The sequence below is a fragment of the Arthrobacter sp. LAR12-1-1.1 genome (assembly GCF_040676555.1).
Lineage (GTDB): Bacteria > Actinomycetota > Actinomycetes > Actinomycetales > Micrococcaceae > Arthrobacter.
Genome location: NZ_JBEGIG010000001.1, coordinates 285,566 through 302,825, shown reverse-complemented (window position 1 = coordinate 302,825; position 17,260 = coordinate 285,566). Strand labels below are relative to the sequence as shown.

General features: G+C 66.6%; 17 protein-coding genes. 9 read left to right on the top strand and 8 right to left on the bottom strand.

The window, feature by feature from the left end; all coding sequences use genetic code 11:
- Positions 1-52: 52 nt before the first annotated feature.
- Positions 53-883 carry a class II glutamine amidotransferase gene (locus MRBLAR12_RS01405; protein ID WP_364742903.1) on the bottom strand — a complete coding sequence of 277 codons (831 nt, stop codon included), beginning with the start codon at positions 881-883 and terminating at the stop codon, positions 53-55.
- Positions 884-1,165: 282 nt separating this feature from the next.
- On the opposite strand from MRBLAR12_RS01405, the gene MRBLAR12_RS01400 reads away from it, so the two are divergent.
- The 4 genes from MRBLAR12_RS01400 to MRBLAR12_RS01385 all read left to right on the top strand — a co-directional run bounded on the left by MRBLAR12_RS01400 (position 1,166) and on the right by MRBLAR12_RS01385 (position 4,109).
- On the top strand, positions 1,166-1,609 hold the full coding sequence (locus MRBLAR12_RS01400) for a hypothetical protein (RefSeq protein WP_229995556.1): 444 nt from the start codon (positions 1,166-1,168) through the stop codon (positions 1,607-1,609).
- Between the two features lie 90 nt (positions 1,610-1,699).
- A complete protein-coding gene (locus MRBLAR12_RS01395; protein ID WP_229995557.1) occupies positions 1,700-2,086 on the top strand; it encodes an SHOCT domain-containing protein in 387 nt (128 codons plus the stop codon).
- A 106-nt stretch (positions 2,087-2,192) separates the two neighbouring features.
- Complete coding sequence (locus MRBLAR12_RS01390; RefSeq protein WP_229995558.1) at positions 2,193-3,404, top strand: AI-2E family transporter; 1,212 nt, start codon at positions 2,193-2,195, stop codon at positions 3,402-3,404.
- 39 nt (positions 3,405-3,443) lie between these two features.
- A complete protein-coding gene (locus MRBLAR12_RS01385; protein ID WP_229995559.1) occupies positions 3,444-4,109 on the top strand; it encodes a GAP family protein in 666 nt (221 codons plus the stop codon).
- A 60-nt stretch (positions 4,110-4,169) separates the two neighbouring features.
- Here the strand turns inward: MRBLAR12_RS01385 and MRBLAR12_RS01380 are convergent, their stop codons facing one another.
- A complete protein-coding gene (locus tag MRBLAR12_RS01380; protein WP_229995560.1) occupies positions 4,170-5,780 on the bottom strand; it encodes an MFS transporter in 1,611 nt (536 codons plus the stop codon).
- A 340-nt stretch (positions 5,781-6,120) separates the two neighbouring features.
- On the opposite strand from MRBLAR12_RS01380, the gene MRBLAR12_RS01375 reads away from it, so the two are divergent.
- Positions 6,121-6,765: a LysE family translocator gene (locus MRBLAR12_RS01375; protein ID WP_229995561.1), complete on the top strand. Its 645-nt coding sequence runs from the start codon at positions 6,121-6,123 to the stop codon at positions 6,763-6,765.
- A 277-nt stretch (positions 6,766-7,042) separates the two neighbouring features.
- Positions 7,043-8,020 (top strand): thioredoxin-disulfide reductase, encoded by a 978-nt coding sequence (gene trxB / locus MRBLAR12_RS01370; protein ID WP_229995562.1) that lies wholly within the window; start codon positions 7,043-7,045, stop codon positions 8,018-8,020.
- 23 nt (positions 8,021-8,043) lie between these two features.
- On the opposite strand, the gene MRBLAR12_RS01365 is transcribed toward trxB, so the two are convergent.
- The 5 genes from MRBLAR12_RS01365 to ribA all read right to left on the bottom strand — a co-directional run bounded on the left by MRBLAR12_RS01365 (position 8,044) and on the right by ribA (position 13,808).
- Positions 8,044-9,174, bottom strand: a complete 1,131-nt coding sequence (locus tag MRBLAR12_RS01365; RefSeq protein ID WP_364742896.1) for a hypothetical protein — start codon at positions 9,172-9,174, stop codon at positions 8,044-8,046.
- 199 nt (positions 9,175-9,373) lie between these two features.
- Positions 9,374-9,880: a universal stress protein gene (locus MRBLAR12_RS01360; protein WP_229995564.1), complete on the bottom strand. Its 507-nt coding sequence runs from the start codon at positions 9,878-9,880 to the stop codon at positions 9,374-9,376.
- Positions 9,881-9,983: 103 nt separating this feature from the next.
- Positions 9,984-10,841, bottom strand: coding sequence for an SDR family oxidoreductase (locus MRBLAR12_RS01355; protein ID WP_364742893.1), 858 nt, complete (start codon positions 10,839-10,841; stop codon positions 9,984-9,986).
- Positions 10,842-11,020: 179 nt separating this feature from the next.
- Positions 11,021-11,818 (bottom strand): dioxygenase, encoded by a 798-nt coding sequence (locus MRBLAR12_RS01350; protein ID WP_229995566.1) that lies wholly within the window; start codon positions 11,816-11,818, stop codon positions 11,021-11,023.
- Between the two features lie 73 nt (positions 11,819-11,891).
- Positions 11,892-13,808, bottom strand: a complete 1,917-nt coding sequence (gene ribA / locus MRBLAR12_RS01345; RefSeq protein WP_364742890.1) for a GTP cyclohydrolase II RibA — start codon at positions 13,806-13,808, stop codon at positions 11,892-11,894.
- 253 nt (positions 13,809-14,061) lie between these two features.
- Between ribA and MRBLAR12_RS01340 the strand changes: the two genes are divergently transcribed.
- Together MRBLAR12_RS01340 and MRBLAR12_RS01335 are read left to right on the top strand one after the other, a co-directional pair.
- Complete coding sequence (locus MRBLAR12_RS01340; RefSeq protein ID WP_229995567.1) at positions 14,062-14,400, top strand: YnfA family protein; 339 nt, start codon at positions 14,062-14,064, stop codon at positions 14,398-14,400.
- Positions 14,401-14,408: 8 nt separating this feature from the next.
- A complete protein-coding gene (locus MRBLAR12_RS01335; RefSeq protein ID WP_229995568.1) occupies positions 14,409-14,813 on the top strand; it encodes a type II toxin-antitoxin system VapC family toxin in 405 nt (134 codons plus the stop codon).
- Positions 14,814-14,840: 27 nt separating this feature from the next.
- Here the strand turns inward: MRBLAR12_RS01335 and MRBLAR12_RS01330 are convergent, their stop codons facing one another.
- Complete coding sequence (locus MRBLAR12_RS01330) at positions 14,841-16,256, bottom strand: PLP-dependent aminotransferase family protein (RefSeq protein ID WP_364742885.1); 1,416 nt, start codon at positions 16,254-16,256, stop codon at positions 14,841-14,843.
- On the opposite strand from MRBLAR12_RS01330, the gene MRBLAR12_RS01325 reads away from it, so the two are divergent.
- Positions 16,255-17,229, top strand: coding sequence for a DMT family transporter (locus MRBLAR12_RS01325; RefSeq protein WP_364742883.1), 975 nt, complete (start codon positions 16,255-16,257; stop codon positions 17,227-17,229). The two genes, MRBLAR12_RS01330 and MRBLAR12_RS01325, sit on opposite strands and share 2 nt — an antisense overlap.
- Positions 17,230-17,260 lie beyond the last annotated feature (31 nt).

The following is a 17,260-nucleotide window of genomic DNA, read 5'->3' as shown; positions in this document are numbered from 1 at the left end:
CGGGCAGCGGCGCTTATAGCCGGCAGGCGGGGCTAAGGGGCGGCAGGCTTGGCTAAGGCGCGGTGGGCGAGAACGGGAACAGGTCCTCCCCGCCGCCGTGCACCACCACGCAGGTAGCCTCCGGCACTTCCCGCCACGCCCCGCGGAGATCCCCTAGGGGTTCGGAGACGACCAGGCGCGCGTCGTCCGAGAGCTCATGAAGCAACGGGTTGTCCGGGTACTGCGCGCGAAGGGTTGCGACGTCGGTGCTGTGGAACAGCGACCGGGACTGCCTTTCACTCGAGTAGCGGAACGCCCAGGTGGTGTCGCCGTCGGTAGTGGCCACGGTCATCTGGATCGGCTGCTCGATGCCGTGGCGCCGGCCGACGTCTTCAATCAGTCCAACCGCGGCCGCCACAGCCGTTCGCGGGTCCTGCTCCAGTCCGAAGGTCAGCGCGAGGAAGAAGAAGAGCTCTGAGTCCGTGGCTCCCTCGATCAGCGGAAAGAGCGTTGGATCAACGGCCATGACCAAGTCACGCTTGACGGTCGCGAAATCCCTGATGAGTCCGTTGTGCATCCACAGCCACCGGCCGTGGCGGAATGGGTGGCAGTTGGTCTGTTGGACGGCCGAGCCGGTCGAGGCACGGATGTGCGCGAAGACGCGGCCGGCCGACGCCTGGGCGGACAGCTCGCGGAGGTTGCGGTCATGCCAGGCCGGCTCCGTGCTGTGGAACAGCCCGGGGTACGGCGCGATTCCATACCAGCCCACACCGAAGCCGTCCCCGTTAGTGGTTTCGACGCCCATTCGAGCATGTTTGCTCTGCATCACGAGCGAGTTAGTGGGTTTGTACAACAACTCCTCCAGTAGCACTGGCGAACCCGAATACGCTAGCCAACGGCACATGGCATCCTCCCTCTGTTCTGGACAGCAGTCCATCACAGGGGCGGAGCCCGCACATCATCACCCCGGGGTGATTCGGCCGGCGTGATGGCAGCAATGCGGTCTCAGACAACGCAAAGTCGGCTCCCGCGTCGTGTCTGCGCTGGTCAGCGGCACACCGGACAAGGAGCGCAGCGTCCAAGGATCACCCCCGGCGGGTGAGGCGCCTGCGTGGCCCCAAGCCAACACTGGTTGTACCTGCCAGTGATTGGCTGCCAGGCGAAAGCCTATGGAGAGGGGCCTCCAATGTCGAGACCACAACCAGTCCTCGCGCGAATGATGGCGCTTGGGGCAGCAATTGGGTTACTCGCCGGCTGCAGCACCACAAGCCCGAGCACCAGCCCCGCCACCAGCCAGACGCCAAGCGTTTCACCGGTTTGCGCTGCCGCCGATGCGTTCTCCGCATCGCTGACGAATTTCAAGGACACCCTCAGGCCTGGCGCCACGGTGGAGCAGATCCAGTCGGCACGTGACCAGGTCCGGAAAACCTATGACGATCTGGTCCAGTCAGCCGGTGACGCGGCCAAGGACCGGGTGGATGCCGTCAAGACTGCACAACAGAAGTTCACTGCCGCAGTCAACGCCGTTCCCGACACCGCGACACTGTCCCAGGCAGTCAACTCCCTGCGGGACGAAGCCGCAAACGTGCAGGCCGCCGTCAGCGACCTCTCAAATGATGTCAAGTGCTAGGTCGCCCGCCCGGAACCTGGACATGTGAACTCATCCCGCCCAGAGCCCCGTCCACAAACAAGGTTCGCCAAATGAAAGTAGGGAAGCCAAATGGATTTCTTCGAGAACTTTTGGGAAATTTTCTGGTGGCTGTTCATCTTCTATGCGTTCTTCGCCTTCCTATGGGCGTTGTTCATGGTCATCGGCGACCTCTTTCGTGACCACGAACTCAGCGGCTGGTGGAAGGCCGTCTGGATCCTCTTCCTGGTTTTTGTACCCCTCCTGTCCGTTCTGGTGTACATGATTGCGCGCGGCAAGGGGATGGCGGAGCGGTCAATGGCCCAGGCCCGCAAGAGCCAGGCTGAAACCGATGCGTATATTCGCCAGGTCGCCGCAGCGAGCCCGACTGAGGAGATCGCCAAAGCCAAGGCGCTCTTGGACGCAGGAACCATCACTGCCGAGGAATTCGAGCGGATCAAGAGCAAAGTAGTCGTCTGACTCAGATTGGGGTCCCTAATCGTCGGGGAGCAAGCCACAATGGACTCACTACTCAGCTCGTCTCCCCGCCTATAAGGTGGAGCCAAGCTGAACCAAGGAGGGCTCAATGGAGCCGGCATCAACGGAATCTGATCCACGTCCGGCCCTCCCCCGCACTCTGGTAATCCTGCTCGCCCTTGCTGGCGCGACGATTGCAGCCTTCGGCCTCGGAGCGATCCAGGGAATATTCACCCCGGTCTTTCTGGCCTTCGTACTCACGCTCTGTGTTCATCCTCTGCGCCGCTGGATGCAAGGACGTGGTATTTCCCGGGGCATAGCAACCGGGACCACGATCGCGGCTGTCTTCGGGCTGTTGACCGCCTTCGCCGCCGTCCTGATTGCCTCACTCGCGCAGTTCTCCGCGCTGCTGCCGCAATACGCTCCCGAGTTGGCCCAACTCGGCGCCAGGATCTCCGCACTGCTGGAGTCTGTTGGTTTCGGCCCGGAGCAAGCCCAGGAAGTTCTGAACGGGTTTACGCCCGGCCGCATCATCGGGTTCCTCGGCGGTCTTCTCGGGAACATGGCGAGCCTGTTGACCACCCTCGTGATCATTCTGACGATGCTCATTCTTATGGCGATTGATGGTTCGCGTACACCGGCGCTCCTGATCCATCTGAACTACCACCGGCCGGCTCTAGTCACAGCGCTCAATGGCTTCGGAACCGCCGTGCGCCGCTATATGGTCGCCACCACAGTTCTCGGAATAGCCCAGGGCCTGTTCAACTGGCTGCTTCTGGTCATCTTGCAAGTCCCCGGCGCCCTGCTTTGGGGGTTGCTGTCCTTCATCTGCAGCTTTATCCCCAACATTGGGTATTTCATTGCGATCATCCCGCCGCTGTTCTTTGGATTCCTCACCGGGGGCTGGCCGACCGTCATCACCATCATCATCATCTATGGCGGGATCAACAGCATCATCCAGTCGATAATCCAACCCAGATACGTGGGCAACGCGGTGTCCCTCAGCGAGACACTGACATTCGCCTCCGTCCTCTTCTGGGCCGTGGTCCTGGGCCCTGTCGGCGCCATCCTCGCCGTCCCCCTGACACTTTTGTTTCGGACCATCTTGATCGATTCGGACCCCTCGCTCTCATGGTGGCGGCCGTTGACCGGCGACCAGACGGACCTCAAGCAGCTCATCAAGGACGAGGACGACGCAATCCGCGCTCGCCGCGGACGGCCGAGGCCGGGCGGGCCGGTTTCGGCCGTCCGCGCCCGCCGTGTCCGCCGCGGACGGCCGAAACCAGCTCGTCCGGACACCGGCAGTGCGCCGAAGGCATAACGTGCCGTCAGGGTGCTGCCCGGGGCAGGTGAGAGCAGCATGCTGAGCACCATCATTAGCCTTTTGCTCTTCGCCCTCGCCGGGGCGATGAGCACCGTGCCTGTCAGTGTGACGCTCGTGATTCTGCTTTCCCCAAATCCACGCCGCGGCGCCCTTCCCTTCCTGATCGGCAGCCTTGCGGGTTCGATTGTGGTCGTAGGCCTGTCGGCCGTCGGGCTGCAATTCTTGCCCGTCAGGCCGCGCCTGCGTAATGACGAATTAGTGGCGCAGTTTGCCCTTGTGATCGGTGCAATTCTGATCGTGTACGGTGCGTACCTCCTAGTGCGCAAGGGCCGGCCGGAGAGCGCCGTGCCCAGCAAAATGACATCGAAGTTCCGCTCCGCCCGGCCCTGGGAGTTCGTGATCCTCGGCCTGGGTCTGAACCTGCGCCCCAAAGCTATCCTGCTGGCCGTCACGGCCGGGGCCGTGATTGGAGTCCAGGAGCCGCCGCCGCTGCAAGGAAGCCTGCTAGTCCTCGCTTACGCCGCCGTGGCACAGTCAGCCGTCATCATTCCCGTGGCTGTATGGCTGCACTCGCCCGCGCGCGCCCAAATTCCTTTGACCGCCCTCTATAACTGGCTTCAACGCAACGGCCGCAGGATCGCAGCGATCGCTGCACTCGCGATCGGGCTTTGCCTCGCCGTCTACAGCGTGCTCCAGCTCTGACCGGAGATGCCAGCCAGATGGGACCCTGGCCGCGGCAGTCACCAGGGTTCAATCGTGGGCTCAACCCAGGACCGTCCCCCCTTCGGTACCGGCGGGCTTGGGATCGGGAAGCCGCATCATACGGAAGGAGACCAGGAGGCCGGCGGCACTGGCGAGGATCGGGATGAGCAACCCGATCTGGAGGGAAATAGGCCGGGCTTCCGTGTTGATGCGAATGATTTCGGCCTGGATCTCTGGCGGCTGACCGGCGAGGAGTTCAGCAAGCTGGGTGTTGCTCATCACCTGCGCGTCGTCTTCGAGTACCTGGGCGACCTGCTGCTGTTCGGCCGGTGGGAGTACCGTGCTCGAGGTCGCCAGGGAAGTGAAGATGATCGAGAGCGATGCCAGCATGATGGCCCCGGCGAAGGCGAGCCCGAACGAGAGTCCGAACGAGCCTGCGGCTGAATTCACGCCGGCGGCCTCACTGACGCGTTCGTCCGAGATTGGGGACAAAGTGTAGTTGTTCAGCTGAGACACCAGCAGCCCGAGGCCGCAACCGGCAATCACCAGCGGGATCAGGAGCCACCAGCCGGAGTCCGCGCGGGGCACGACCGGCAGTACCGCGATCAGTCCCGCCATCAGGAGGATGAAGCCCCACCTGATGATGCTTGCCGGACGGCGCGCCCCCGCCCTCTTGCCGGCCAGCAGGGCGATGCCGAACATACTCAGGGACAGCGGCGCAATGGACAGTCCTGCCTGCATCGCGTTGTATTCGAGCACCATCTGGAGGTAAATCGGCAACACGATCATGGTGCCGCCGAGGGCAATCTGCTGGAGCATTTGCTGCGTGGCGCCCAACCGGAAGGCATGTAACCGGAACAGTCCCGGGTCCAGCAGCGTCGGCTTATGAAGGCGCTCACGCCGCACGAGCCAGTAGAACAGACTGACCAGGCCGGCCGCGCCGATAATGATGAGGGCGCCCACCGCCTCGCCGCCTTCCTGCCAGACCAGGATGCCGAGGACGACGCCGCCCATGCCCACGACGGACAGGACCGATCCGACGACGTCGAACTCCCGGGGCCCCGTGTACGGCACGTCCTTGACGAGCTTAATTCCGGACAGGATGACCGCGATGACGACGGCCTCCAGCAGGAAGGCGACGCGCCAGGACAAGAACGTGGTGATGAAGCCGCCCAGCAGGGGCCCGACGGCGGCGGCGATCGCCGCCGACGCCCCGACGAGGGCATAGACCCGCTTCCGGGCCTCACCGTCGAAATTTCCGTGGATGAGGGACTGCATGGCCGGAAGCAGGAGCGATGCGCCCAGGCCACCGATCAAGGCCCAGAAAATAAGGATTGGCACAATGCTCTGGGCCAGGGTCATCGCAATGGCGCCGACGGCATAGCCGCAGAGGCCCAGGACATAGGCGCGTTTGCGTCCGATCAGGTCGCCCACTTTGCCGCCGATCAGGATAAACGCGGCGGACACCAGCGCTTCGATGGCGATGGTCGCCTGAAGGTCACTGACGGTGCTGTTGATGTCATTGACCACAGCGGAGATCGAGACGTTCATGATCGACGTGTCGACAACCAGCACGAACATGGCCATCGCCAGCAGCAGCGCGAGTTTCTGGTTGAACTGCACTGGCTCGTTCCCGGCGTGATTAGTCCCGGCGTCGTTGGGAGAGTTCATGGTTGGCCATCCCCGCGGTTCGCCGCGTCCCGGGTCTTTTCACAGCCGGACATGCCGCCTCCTCTGGCGTAGGACCGGTCAAGCGCACGCAGGAGCATGGCTCTCCCGGAACACATCCCGCCAGAGCCCACCGTAGTGCGATGTTGATGCCACGCTAGCTGCCACGAACTACGTCCGAATCATTCCCGGCGGGTGAGGTTTCGGCCCCCACGGTCCGAATTAGCCAGTGAGGATAGCGGGCCACACGCCAGGATGGCCTAACGTAGGAGGCTGCCCGGGCTTTGCGGGGCAGTTTTTTCACGTCCCGCTGAAGAGCCCGACTCCCCGGAGGCAATCCAAGATGGTCGAACAGCTAACGGCCTTTGTGCTGACCTGCCTGGTGGTGGTCCTGGTGCCCGGCCCCGACTTTGCGCTCGTCCTCAGGAATGCGGCCCGGAGCCCGCGGGCAGCAGCAACTGCCGCCGCCGGAATTATGATGGGCAACACGATTCTTGCAGCGCTGGCGGTGCTCGGCGTCACGGCGCTGCTGGGGGCATCGGAGGCTATTGGGACCGGAATCCGGATCGCCGGGGCCGCATACCTGCTCTATCTTGGTGCCCGGGCGCTCGCGGAGGCGTTCGCCAGAAATCCCATGAAAAACAGCCTGCCCGCGGCACCGGCGACCGGGCGCCAGCACGGTGGGAATTCGCCGTTCGTGCAGGGAATGGTGAGCAACCTGCTCAACCCGAAAGTCGCCGTCTTCTACTTATCGCTGTTCCCGCAATTCAATCTGGGCCCGTTGCCGCCCCTCGCCCAGCACGCCTTAATGGCGGGCATTTTCCTACTGATCGCGTTGGCCTGGTATGTGCTGCTGCTCAGCGCGCTCAAGAAAGTGACCGGCCTCCTTGCCAAGCCCCGAACCGGCCGGATCGTCGTCGGGAGTTCGGGAGCCGTCCTTGCCGGCGTTGGCGGCACGATCCTGACACAGACTCTGGTCTCCGCTTAGCCGCGCAGTACGGCTGCGCCGCTTGGCCGCTCCCTGTAGCCGTGCCGCGCAACAGCGCCTTCCCGCGGTGGTCTCCGGGTCACCCGAAAGGGGTGATGGCCGGCACTGGGACCGTGTGCCACGATGAACGCCACATGGTCTCCCGCACATCGGAGGGCATTAGCGTAAGAGGCAGCGCCGCCGTCCTGCCCGCCCTGCTCGGCGCGCTGGCCCCCGGCAATCCGGCGTTCAATATCCCTAGTTCCCCGCCAGTTCAGCTCCGTCAGGAGACACCCGAATGAGCACCCAACAGCTGATCATTATCGGATCCGGCCCTGCCGGCTACACTGCGGCAATCTACGCCGCACGCGCCGGCCTCGATCCGCTGGTCATCGCCGGGGCGGTCACCGCCGGCGGAGCCCTCATGAACACCACCGAGGTGGAGAACTTCCCCGGCTTCCCGGGCGGCATCCAGGGCCCGGAACTGATGGACGGCCTCCAGCAGCAGGCAGAGAAGTTCGGCGCGCAGGTGGTGTTCGACGACGTCACCGAAGTCCGGCTCGCCGGCCATCTCAAGCGTGTGGTCACCGGAGCCGGCGAGACGCACGAAGCGCCCGCCGTCATCCTTGCTACCGGCTCCGCCTACAAGGAACTCGGCCTGCCCGAGGAGAGGAAGTTCAGCGGCCACGGACTCTCCTGGTGCGCCACCTGCGACGGCTTCTTCTTCCGCGACCAGGACATCATCGTGGTGGGCGGCGGAGACTCGGCCATGGAGGAAGCGACGTTCCTGACCCGCTTCGGCAAGTCAGTGACAGTGGTGGTCCGCAAGGGCGAGCTACGTGCGTCCCGGATCATGGCCCAGCGCGCCAAAGACAACCCCAAGATCAGCTTCGCGTGGAACTCCGCCGTCACCGCCATCCACGGGGATTCCAAGGTCACCGGCGTCACCCTGACCGACACCCGCACCGGTGAAACCCGCGATCAGGGCGCCACCGGAATCTTCGTCGCGATCGGCCACCTCCCGCGGACCGAACTGCTCGGCGGCCAGGTGGACCTCGACGCCGAAGGCTACATCAAGGTGGACTCCCCCACCACGGTCACGAACCTTTCCGGCGTCTTCGCCTGCGGGGACGCCGTGGACCACCGCTACCGGCAGGCCATTACCGCCGCCGGGACCGGTTGCGCCGCGGCCCTCGACGCCGAACGCTACCTTGCCGCGCTCGACGACGCCGACAGCATCGCCACCGCGCTGGTCGAAGAACCTACGCACTCGTAGACCACCCCCATGTCCGGCGGCGCTCAGGGTTCTGTCGCTGCGCTGTCTGTTGCGGAAACTGGCCGGTCTGCAGGGTCGGCCGGCGATGACAGCGGCCGGGCCGGCAGGTTCGCCTCGAGCTGGTCGGCGTCGACGGCTGCGAGGTTGCGGATCAGGATGATGAGCCAGGCGAAGATCAGCGACGCGGCGATGAGTTCCACCGCGGTCAGGTTGTAATAGCCCACCGGGAACCACAGCACCGCGGCGACGATGATGACCGCCAGGAAGAGCCACCCGAGCGCAGCGAAGGTCGCCGAGATGGAGGGCACGAGCGTGCGGATGCGGACAATGAGGGACGCAAAGACCACCACCATGCCGGAAGCGACCAGGGTGTGGAGCCCGAAGCGCTCATCGACCGGGAACAATCCCACGCATGCGAGGAAAACGCCGATGAGGGCGATCCCGCCCTCGAGCAGCCTCACCCGGTGCAGCGCGGACGGGGTCTTCGCGGTCGCCGCGAGAGTCGCCGTCGCGTAGCCCGCCAGGGTGGAGATCACGACGCCGGCGACGATCAGGGTGAAGTTGAACGCCACCCCGGAGACGCCGGAGCTCATGCCGAGGGCACTGAGGTTCTCCTGCCACCACAGCGGGTTCTCTGCAGTGAGCATGCTCGTGAGCAGGCCGGTGACCAGGAAGCCGGCGAGGAGGGCGGCGAGCCGGTAGGCGGTCATGCTGAGCGCGGACAGGTAGGCGATGTAGGCGCTGATGGCTCCTGTGGTCCCTACGAGGACGGCGGCCGCAAAGGGGTAGACGACTGCACCGATGAACGCCTGCTGGAAAAGCGAAAAGAGCGCCAGCCAGCCGAGCAGGAAGATGCATGCGTGCGCCAGCGCAAGGGCGGCGATGTCGATGGCCGTGCGGATCCGGCCTCCCCCGCGGGCCTCCGGTGTCACAGCCGGACGACGCTGCAGGCAACCGGCCACTACTGCCCCGGCACCCAGAACTGCCGTGCCGATCGCCGCAATGTCACCGGCCGAACCTCGTCCGGACAACGACACCGGTTCCCGCCCGATGAGCAGAAGCGCGATGCCGCCCAGGACGATAAAGGCGGCGCTGCCAATGAAGAGCGCCCGCGCTTCTGCCGTGACGGCTGCTGGTTTGTGCGGGTCCGACATCACTCACTTCGATTCGCTGGCGTTGCAACCGGTGCAGTTCCGCCGTAAGGGACAGCCTGGGCGGCCTCCACCGGCGATAACCCAACGCTAGGACGGCCGGGGTCTGGTGCCGTCACCCAGAGCGGATGAATCCCGCCGTGCCGTGCACGACGGCGTGAGCGCCGCACCTGTGTTTGCGGGCGGCATGGCCTGGCGCGGATTACGGCCCCAAGTGCGGAATGATCAGCACGGGCCTGGCCTGCAGACGTGTCAGGGACACGCTGACCGAGCCCTCCAGCAGCCGGCCCATCCGGGCCATCCGCCCGGGCCGTTGTCCGCCGATTATCAGCGCGGCTGCATCCGTGCTCTCCGCCAGCCGGCCCAGGGCCTGGGCGACGTCCCCGTTGAGCACCCTGAAGGACCATGCCCCGCCCGGCGGTCCGAGAATGCCCTCGAGGCCGCTGAGCAGCTGCGAGGCGGGGAATTCGGCTTCCAGATTGTGGACAGGATCCAGGGAAGTGCCGTCAAGGAATCCGGCAGGCTCCCACTCCGTGAGATAGCTGGCCGGGTCCACGAACGCGCAGATCAGGTGCGCCCCCATGATCGCGGCGATCCCCGCGGCGGCCCGTACCAGCCGCTCTTCGAATTCCCACGGCACGCCGAGGACCAGCGGGCCGTCCGTCCACGCCCCGCCACCGGCCTGCCCGAAATCAGCTGGCGGTTCCACGGAACCCATCAGTCGAGGCCCGCGCCAACTGGCCGTCTATGCCCCGGCCGTGCAGAGGATCCACGCCTTCATTATGCCCATTGCCGGCAATTCGGCGAAGGCGTTAGCTCGCGGTGGCGGCCTCCAAGGCCTGCAGCAGCGGCGTCGTCGGCCGTCCGATCAGCCCGGACAACTCGCCCGTGACGGTAGCCAGCAGACCGGCCTTCGTGTCCGTGTCTAGGGCGGCGAGGAAACCTGCAGTGCCCTCGTCGAGGCCGGCAGTGGTCAGGACCTCAACCAGCTCGGGTGCCGAGACTGGCTGGTAGACAACTTCCCGGCCCGCGATCTTGGTGATCGCCGACGCCAGTTCCTTGAAGTCCCAGGCGTAGTCGCCGGAGAGCTCGTACGTGCGGCCCTCGTGTCCGGTGGAGCTGAGCACCGCCGCGGCGGCAGCGGCATAGTCGGCCCTCGTGGCGCTGGCCACCCGGCCGTCCCCGGCCGCGGCCACGACGACGCCAGTCTGCCTGGCCGTGGCCACGGTCTGGGCATAGTTTTCGGTGTACCAGCCGTTGCGCAGGATCGTGTTGTCGAGACCCGACGCGCGGATCAGCTCCTCTGTTGCCTTGTGCTCGGGCGCCAGGATCAGCTCGGTGGTGTCCGCGGCGAGGACTGACGTGTAGGCGATAAACCCGACGCCTGCGGCTTTGGCCGCGCTGACCACGTTGCCGTGCTGCGCCACGCGGGCGCCAACTTCGCTGCCGGAGACCAGCAGGAGTCTGTCGACGCCCTTAAGGGCTTCCGTGAGCGCCACCGCATCGGAATAGTCCGCCACACGCACCTGGACGCCACGGGCACGGAGCTGCTCGGCCTTCGCGGCGTCGCGCACCACGGCCACGAGCGAGCCCGGTTCCTGGCTGCTGAGGAGTTCTTCGAGGACCAGCCGGCCCAGCTGTCCCGTGGCACCTGTTACTGCAATCGTCATTTTGCGCTCCTGGAATTCGTGGGTGTTGTTCATGTCAGGTCTCTGGCGTGCGGGCGAACCGGCACTGGGGTTCACAACCGGCCCCCGGTGCGGGTCATTCCCTGTGTTACGTTGTGCGACTGTTGCGTTGGTCGACTGCTGGGCTGTGCGACGCGGGTGATCGCGCGTCGGCCCCACGGTTAGGTCAGGGTCCACGAGCGTTTGGACAGCCCGAACCAGAACCCGTCGATCGCCGTCTTGGCCTGGATGTCTCCCGAGCCGTAGGCGGCCCCGAGGGCAACATAGAGCGGAGCCCAGTGCTCGCTGCGGGGATGCGCTTCGCGGGCTGCCGGCGCCTTGTTGAGGAAGTCCAGGATGGAGTCGACGTCGCCCCGGGCCATGGCTTCCTCTGCCCAGTGGTCGAACTCGCTCGAGACTGCGGGCGGGGCACTGTCCGGCCCGCCGGCGGGATTGAACCAGCGTAGGTTGTGCGTGGTGAATCCGGATCCGACGATCAGTGTGCCCCGATCACGCAGGGGCCCCAGTGAGACCCCGAGGTCGAACAATCCCTGCGGATCGAGCGTCGGCATGGACATCTGCACCACCGGCACGTCTGCTGCCGGGTACATCTCTTTCAGCGGAACGTAGGCTCCGTGGTCCAGTCCGCGGCTTTCGTCGCGCGCCACGTGATGGCCGTGAGCGGCCACGAGCTTTTCCACTTCAGCGGCCAGCTCGGGCGCCTGCGGCGCGTCATAGGCCACCTCGTAGTACTTCTGGGCGAAGCCGCCGAAGTCGTAGACCAGCCCGGGATCACGCCCGGTGGCACTGAGCGTCACGGGGGCATTCTCCCAGTGGGCGGAGACCATCAGGATGTCCCTGGGCTTGCCGAACGTGCCGGACCACTCATTGAGTTCGCGGGTCCAGGTGGAGTCGTCCGCCAGCGGGGGCGCTCCATGGCTGAGAAAGAGTACGGGAGGCCGGTCGGCTGTCTGAGTCATGAAAATATCGTAGCCCGATTTGATTGAAGCTTCAAGTTTCCATACGTCCGCCGCCTTTTGTGCGGGGGCCCAGTCAGAACGAGGGCACCGTGAACCCCAGGCCCAGGAGTCCCCGGCCCGCCTGCTCGAGGACGGGATCCCTGGTGAGCGCCGCATGGTTCATCAAGACATTGACGTCGCGCTGAATCCTTTGGAGCGGATTCGACAGCCGGTGGACGCTCCCGCCGGATCCCGTCACGATGAGGCGGACCGCCTCGGCCGACGCCTCGCCGCTCAGCGCAAGGGAAAGCCGGTATTCCCCGCGCTCCCTCTCCGTCAGCATTGAGGGCGTGCGGGCATGGGAAACCGCGACCACCCGGACCGCTTCCTGCCAATGCAGGCGCGCCGTGGCAACCAGCCCGGAGGCCTGGGCATAGCGGACCTGCGCGAGCGGTGAATCCGCCTGGCGGTCCTCCACAGTGTGCTTGACCTTGCGCACCATGATTAGCTCGCGGAACAGTTCCAGGGCGTACTCGGCGGACCCCAAGGCGGCGGCCGGGGCCACCATGTTCAGCAGCGGGCCCATGGGCGTGTGGATCAGCGGGTCCTGGTGCAGCGCGCTGCCCGGGTTGGCTTCCGCGCCCAGGAGTTCCCAGTCCAGCGTTCGATGTTCAGGGACGAACAGGTTCTCGGCCCGGATGTCGTTGCTCCCGGTCCCCCGCAGCCCCGCCGTCTGCCACACGTCGAGCAGTTCGACGTCGGCCAGCGGCACGAGGCACTGCAAGCGCACGCTGCCGTGCTGTGCGGCGAGCAGCGCCCACTGTGAATGCATGACCCCGGAGGCAAAGGTCCACCGGCCCGTGATGGCAAAGCCTCCCGGGACCTTCTTGGCCACACCTGCCGGCGCACCGGTAGCGGCTGCCAAGGGAGCCGGTCCGTTGGCGAAGACCTCATCCTGCGCCTCCCGGGGCCACCGCGCGAGCATCCAGACGTGCTCTATCAGGTGGCCGACACTCCATGCCGTGGAGGCGCATCCCCGGGCGAGCCGGCGCACCACCTCCACGTAGGTCTCCAGACCCATGCCGAATCCCCCAACGGCCTTCGGCGAGAGTGTGTGAAACATTTCGGCTGCATGCAACTCAACCACCGTGGCGTCCGGAATGCGGCGAAGGCGCTCCGTCTCTTCGGCCCGCTCGCGCAGGCCTGCTACGAGCCCCTGGGCGCGGGCGATCATTTCGTCATGGGACGGGACGGCCGCCGCTGCCGGAGCCCCGACCCGGGCGGCAGCCGCGGCGTCGCTGTTGGCGTCCCGCGCACTGTGGACGGGTCCGGCGTCGGACGGGAGCACGAGCGTGTGGCCGGTGTGGTCGCGTTTTGCGGCCAGATACCGGAGGTTGGCCGCAGACGCGTGGACGCCGGTGGCTACCTGCCCGGATACCTCGATGCCGAGGCCGGTCAGCTGGGCAGCCTTGTCCGGATTGTTGCTGAGCAGCCGCAGCGGGCCGGCGCCCATTGCGCCCAGCATCTGGGCCGCCGCCGTGTAGTCCCGCTCGTCTTCACCGCGACCCAGGGCCAGATTGGCCTCGTAGGTGTCCAGGCCTCCGTCCTGCAGGGCGTAGGCGTCAAGCTTCGAATACAGGCCGATGCCGCGGCCTTCCTGGCGGAGGTAGAGCAGGAAGCCTCCCTCGGCGGCAATCCGCTCCACGGCCTCCCGCAGCTGCGGGCCGCAGTCGCATCGCAGGCTCCCGAACACGTCGCCGGTGAGGCACTCGCTGTGCAGCCGCACCAGGGGTCCGGCACCGCCCCGCATCGCGTCCTGCAGTGCCTGCTCCCACTCGCCGAAGGCGAGCAGCAGGTGCTCCTTCCCATCGGCGAGCCCGCTGAAGGTCAGCACCTCGGCTTCGGCGGCAAATCCGTCCGGGAAGCGCAGCGGCACGGAAACGCGGCTGCGCACGGATGCCGATGGTGCGGCAGCCTTCGGCTTTGCAATGGTTTCTGGCGCAAGGGTCATCTGGGGTCCTCAGATATTGGGCAACAGGTATCAGGCAGGAGGTATTCGGCAAGACGTGCAGACGGCGGCCAGGTCGGAGTCGTCCGGCAAGACGGCATCGAGTTACACGGCCTTCCCGGCCAAGTTTACTTGAACCTTAAAGTTATAGGCCCGAGCGGCTGGTGATGCAAGCGATGACCCCGCATGACGGTTCGGCGGACGCGTCGGCGCGCACCCGCATGGATAAGCCACGGGCCAGTGCCATCATGAAGACGTGACCATAGCGAAAACGATCATGCTCTTCATACTGGCCGCCGCAGCTGAAATTGGCGGGGCGTGGCTCATCTGGCAGTCCGTCCGCGAGGGACGGGACTGGTGGTGGGCCGGGTTGGGCGTCGCGGCGCTGGGCATCTACGGCTTTGCCGCCACACTCCAGCCGGACGCCCACTTCGGACGCATTCTCGCCGCGTACGGCGGCGTGTTCGTGGCCGGCTCCCTGGCGTGGGGCATGATCTTCGACGGCTTCCGGCCCGACCGGTGGGACGTCCTGGGTTCGGTGATCTGCCTGTTCGGGGTCGCCGTCATCATGTTCGTTCCCCGCAACGCCGGCTGAAGGTGACGATGACCCGCTTCGTGATTGGCCCGGATGTGGCCCTCTTTCTCGCCCGCGGCGGGGCGGCGATCGCAGACGATCACCAACTGGTGGCGCCGACGCTCCTTCGCTCGCAGGTGCTCTCGCTCCTGTACCAGTCGGTCCGGCGGGGCGAGCTGACGCAGGCAGACGCCGATCGTCAGCTCGACTACCTGCGGGGCCTTCGCATCCGGCTCCTCGGCGACCGTGTCCTGCAGCGTGCTGCGTGGAGGCTCGCCGAGCAGCTTGGATGGGAGGACACCGTCGACGCCGAATACGTAGCCCTGACCCGGCTTCAGGCAGACGCGTTTGTGACGCTCGATGCCGGGCTGGCCGCGGCCGTGCAGGAATTGGTGACCATCGCGGAGCCCCAGGAACTGCTGGCCCCAGGGTAGCCACTGCGAGTCAACCGGGGGTCCGCCCTACCTGCCGGCGGTATGGTCGAGGACCTGGCCGAGGATCCGGGCGCCTTCCCGGAAGGCACCCGGGTTGGGTCCGGCGTAGTTGAGCCGGATGTACGGTCCCGCCGGCTCGGCCGGGAACCACTCGGTGCCGGCGGCGATGATGACCCCGGCAGCCTCGCAGTCACGGACAAGCTGGTCGACGTCGGTCCCGTCGGGCAGGCGTGCCCAGAGGTTCAGCCCGCCCGTGGGCACATGCTCAACGTGTGCCTGGGGGGCATGCTCCCGCAGGCTGCTGACCAGCAGGTCCCGGCGGACCAGGAGCTGGTGCCGCAGCCCGCGCAGGTGCGTCTGCCACGCCGGCTGCGTCACGACGTCGAGGGCGGCCGCCTGCAGGACCCCGCTGACGTACATCGACTCGGCGCCGCGGTCCGCCAGAATACGGTCGCGCGCCGGGCCGCGGGCGATCACCGCGGCAACGCGGATGCCCGGGGACACGCTCTTGGTCAGCGAGCGAAGGTAGACAACGTGGCCGGAATCGTCATGGGCGGCAACGGGCGCGGCAACGGTGGTGATGCCGAAATCATGCGCCCAGTCGTCCTCAACCAGGAACGCCCCATAAGCGCGCACCACCTCAAGGACCTGCTCGCCCACCGGGGCCGGCCACTTCGCGCCGGTGGGATTGGCGTAGTTCGGCTGCGCGTAGAACACCCGCGCCCCGGTCTCGTCAAAGGCGCGGGCCAGATCCTGGGGGTCCGGGCCTTCGGGGCCGCTGGGCACCGGAACAACCCGGACACCGGCCTGCGCCGCAGCCAGGATAGCCCCCCAGTATGTCGGGGATTCCACCAGCAGCGGCTGCCCGCTGCCAACCAGTGCCCGGAACACGGAACTGAGCCCGCTCTGGCTGCCGGGGAGCACGATCACGTCGCTCGGCGTTGGCGGCGTGACGCCGGCCGGCGTGGCGGCCCGGAGTTCGTGCGCGAACCACGACTGCAGTTCGGGCAGGCCCGCTGCGGGCGGACGCGCCAGGGCCGCCTCACCCCGGGCTGCGCGCGTCAAGGCCGCCCGCACCAGGCGCTCGGGCAGGAGTTCCCGCTCCGGATAGCCCGAGTGGAAGGCGATGACATCATTCGGCGCGCTGCGCATTGCGGTGGAGACGGGGCGCAGCGGCGCCTGTGGCGAGCCCAGCGCGGACGTTTGCCAGCCGTAGTCCGCAGGGCGGGCTGTCCGGACGGCCCGCACAAAGGTCCCGACGCCGGGACGGCTCTCGATCAGGCCCTGCGCGGCGAGCATGCGGAGCACCTTCTGCACGGTCACGGGGCTGGCCTGGTATTCGGCAACCAAGGACCGCGTCGAGGGCAGCCGGGCGCCGGGCGCCGCATCTGCAATCCACTCCCGCAGCCGTGCCGCAATGCGCGAGGTGCTATCGTTGTCCATGAGAGCCAATAGTAGCGCTACCCTTGTAATTGATCAACCGCTATCCGCCCGGCCGGCGATAGGGCTGTGGTGGGGACTGCTCGGCGTCGCGGCCTTCTCTTTCACGGTTCCGTTCACCCGCGTGGCTGTTGCCGGGCTGGCTCCGTTGTTCATCGGATCGGGCCGGGCCGTTGTCGCTGCTGTCCTCGCCGCATGCGCGCTCGCCCTGACCCGGCAGCGTCCGCCCCGCGGCGCCCAGTGGGCGCGCGTCGCCGTCGTCGCCGGCGGAGTGGTGGTCGGCTTCCCGCTGCTGACCTCGTTCGCCCTGGTCTCCGTTCCCGCCAGCCACGGCGCGGTCGTCATCGCGCTACTCCCGGCGGCGACGGCGACGATGGCAGTCCTTCGCGGCCACGAACGCCCGTCCATCACTTTTTGGGCCATCACCGGCGTCGGTGCGGTGGCAGCAATCGGCTTCGCATCCGCGCAGTCCGGCGGCATCGGACAACTGCAGCTGGCGGACGTGTTGCTTTTCGGCGCCGTCGTGTCAGCGGCGATCGGCTACGCCGAAGGTGGCAAGCTGGCCCGCGAACTCGGCGCGTGGCAGACCGTCTCCTGGGCACTTGTTCTCGCATCTCCCCTGATGGTGGGTATGGCGGCCTTCTCGATGGCCGGGCAGCCGCCATCCGCCACTCCTGTGCAGTGGGCGGCCTTCGCGTATCTTGGGGTCGTGAGCATGTTCTTCGGCTTCTTCGCCTGGTACCGCGGCCTGGCCATCGGCCCCATGGCGCAGGTCAGCCAGATCCAGCTCTTCCAGCCTGTGCTGAGCATCTGCTGGGCCGGGCTCATACTGGGCGAGGACCTGACCTGGACCACCATCATCGGCGGCGCCGCGGTGGTTTTCTGTGCCGGCCTGGCTGTCCGCTCCCGCTCCGGCCCGCCGAGGGCCAAGGAGATGGCGGAGGTGGTGGAGGTGGCGGCACAACGGTCCCGCTGACCCCCCGGTTTCCCCGGCCCCTTTGCCGGCG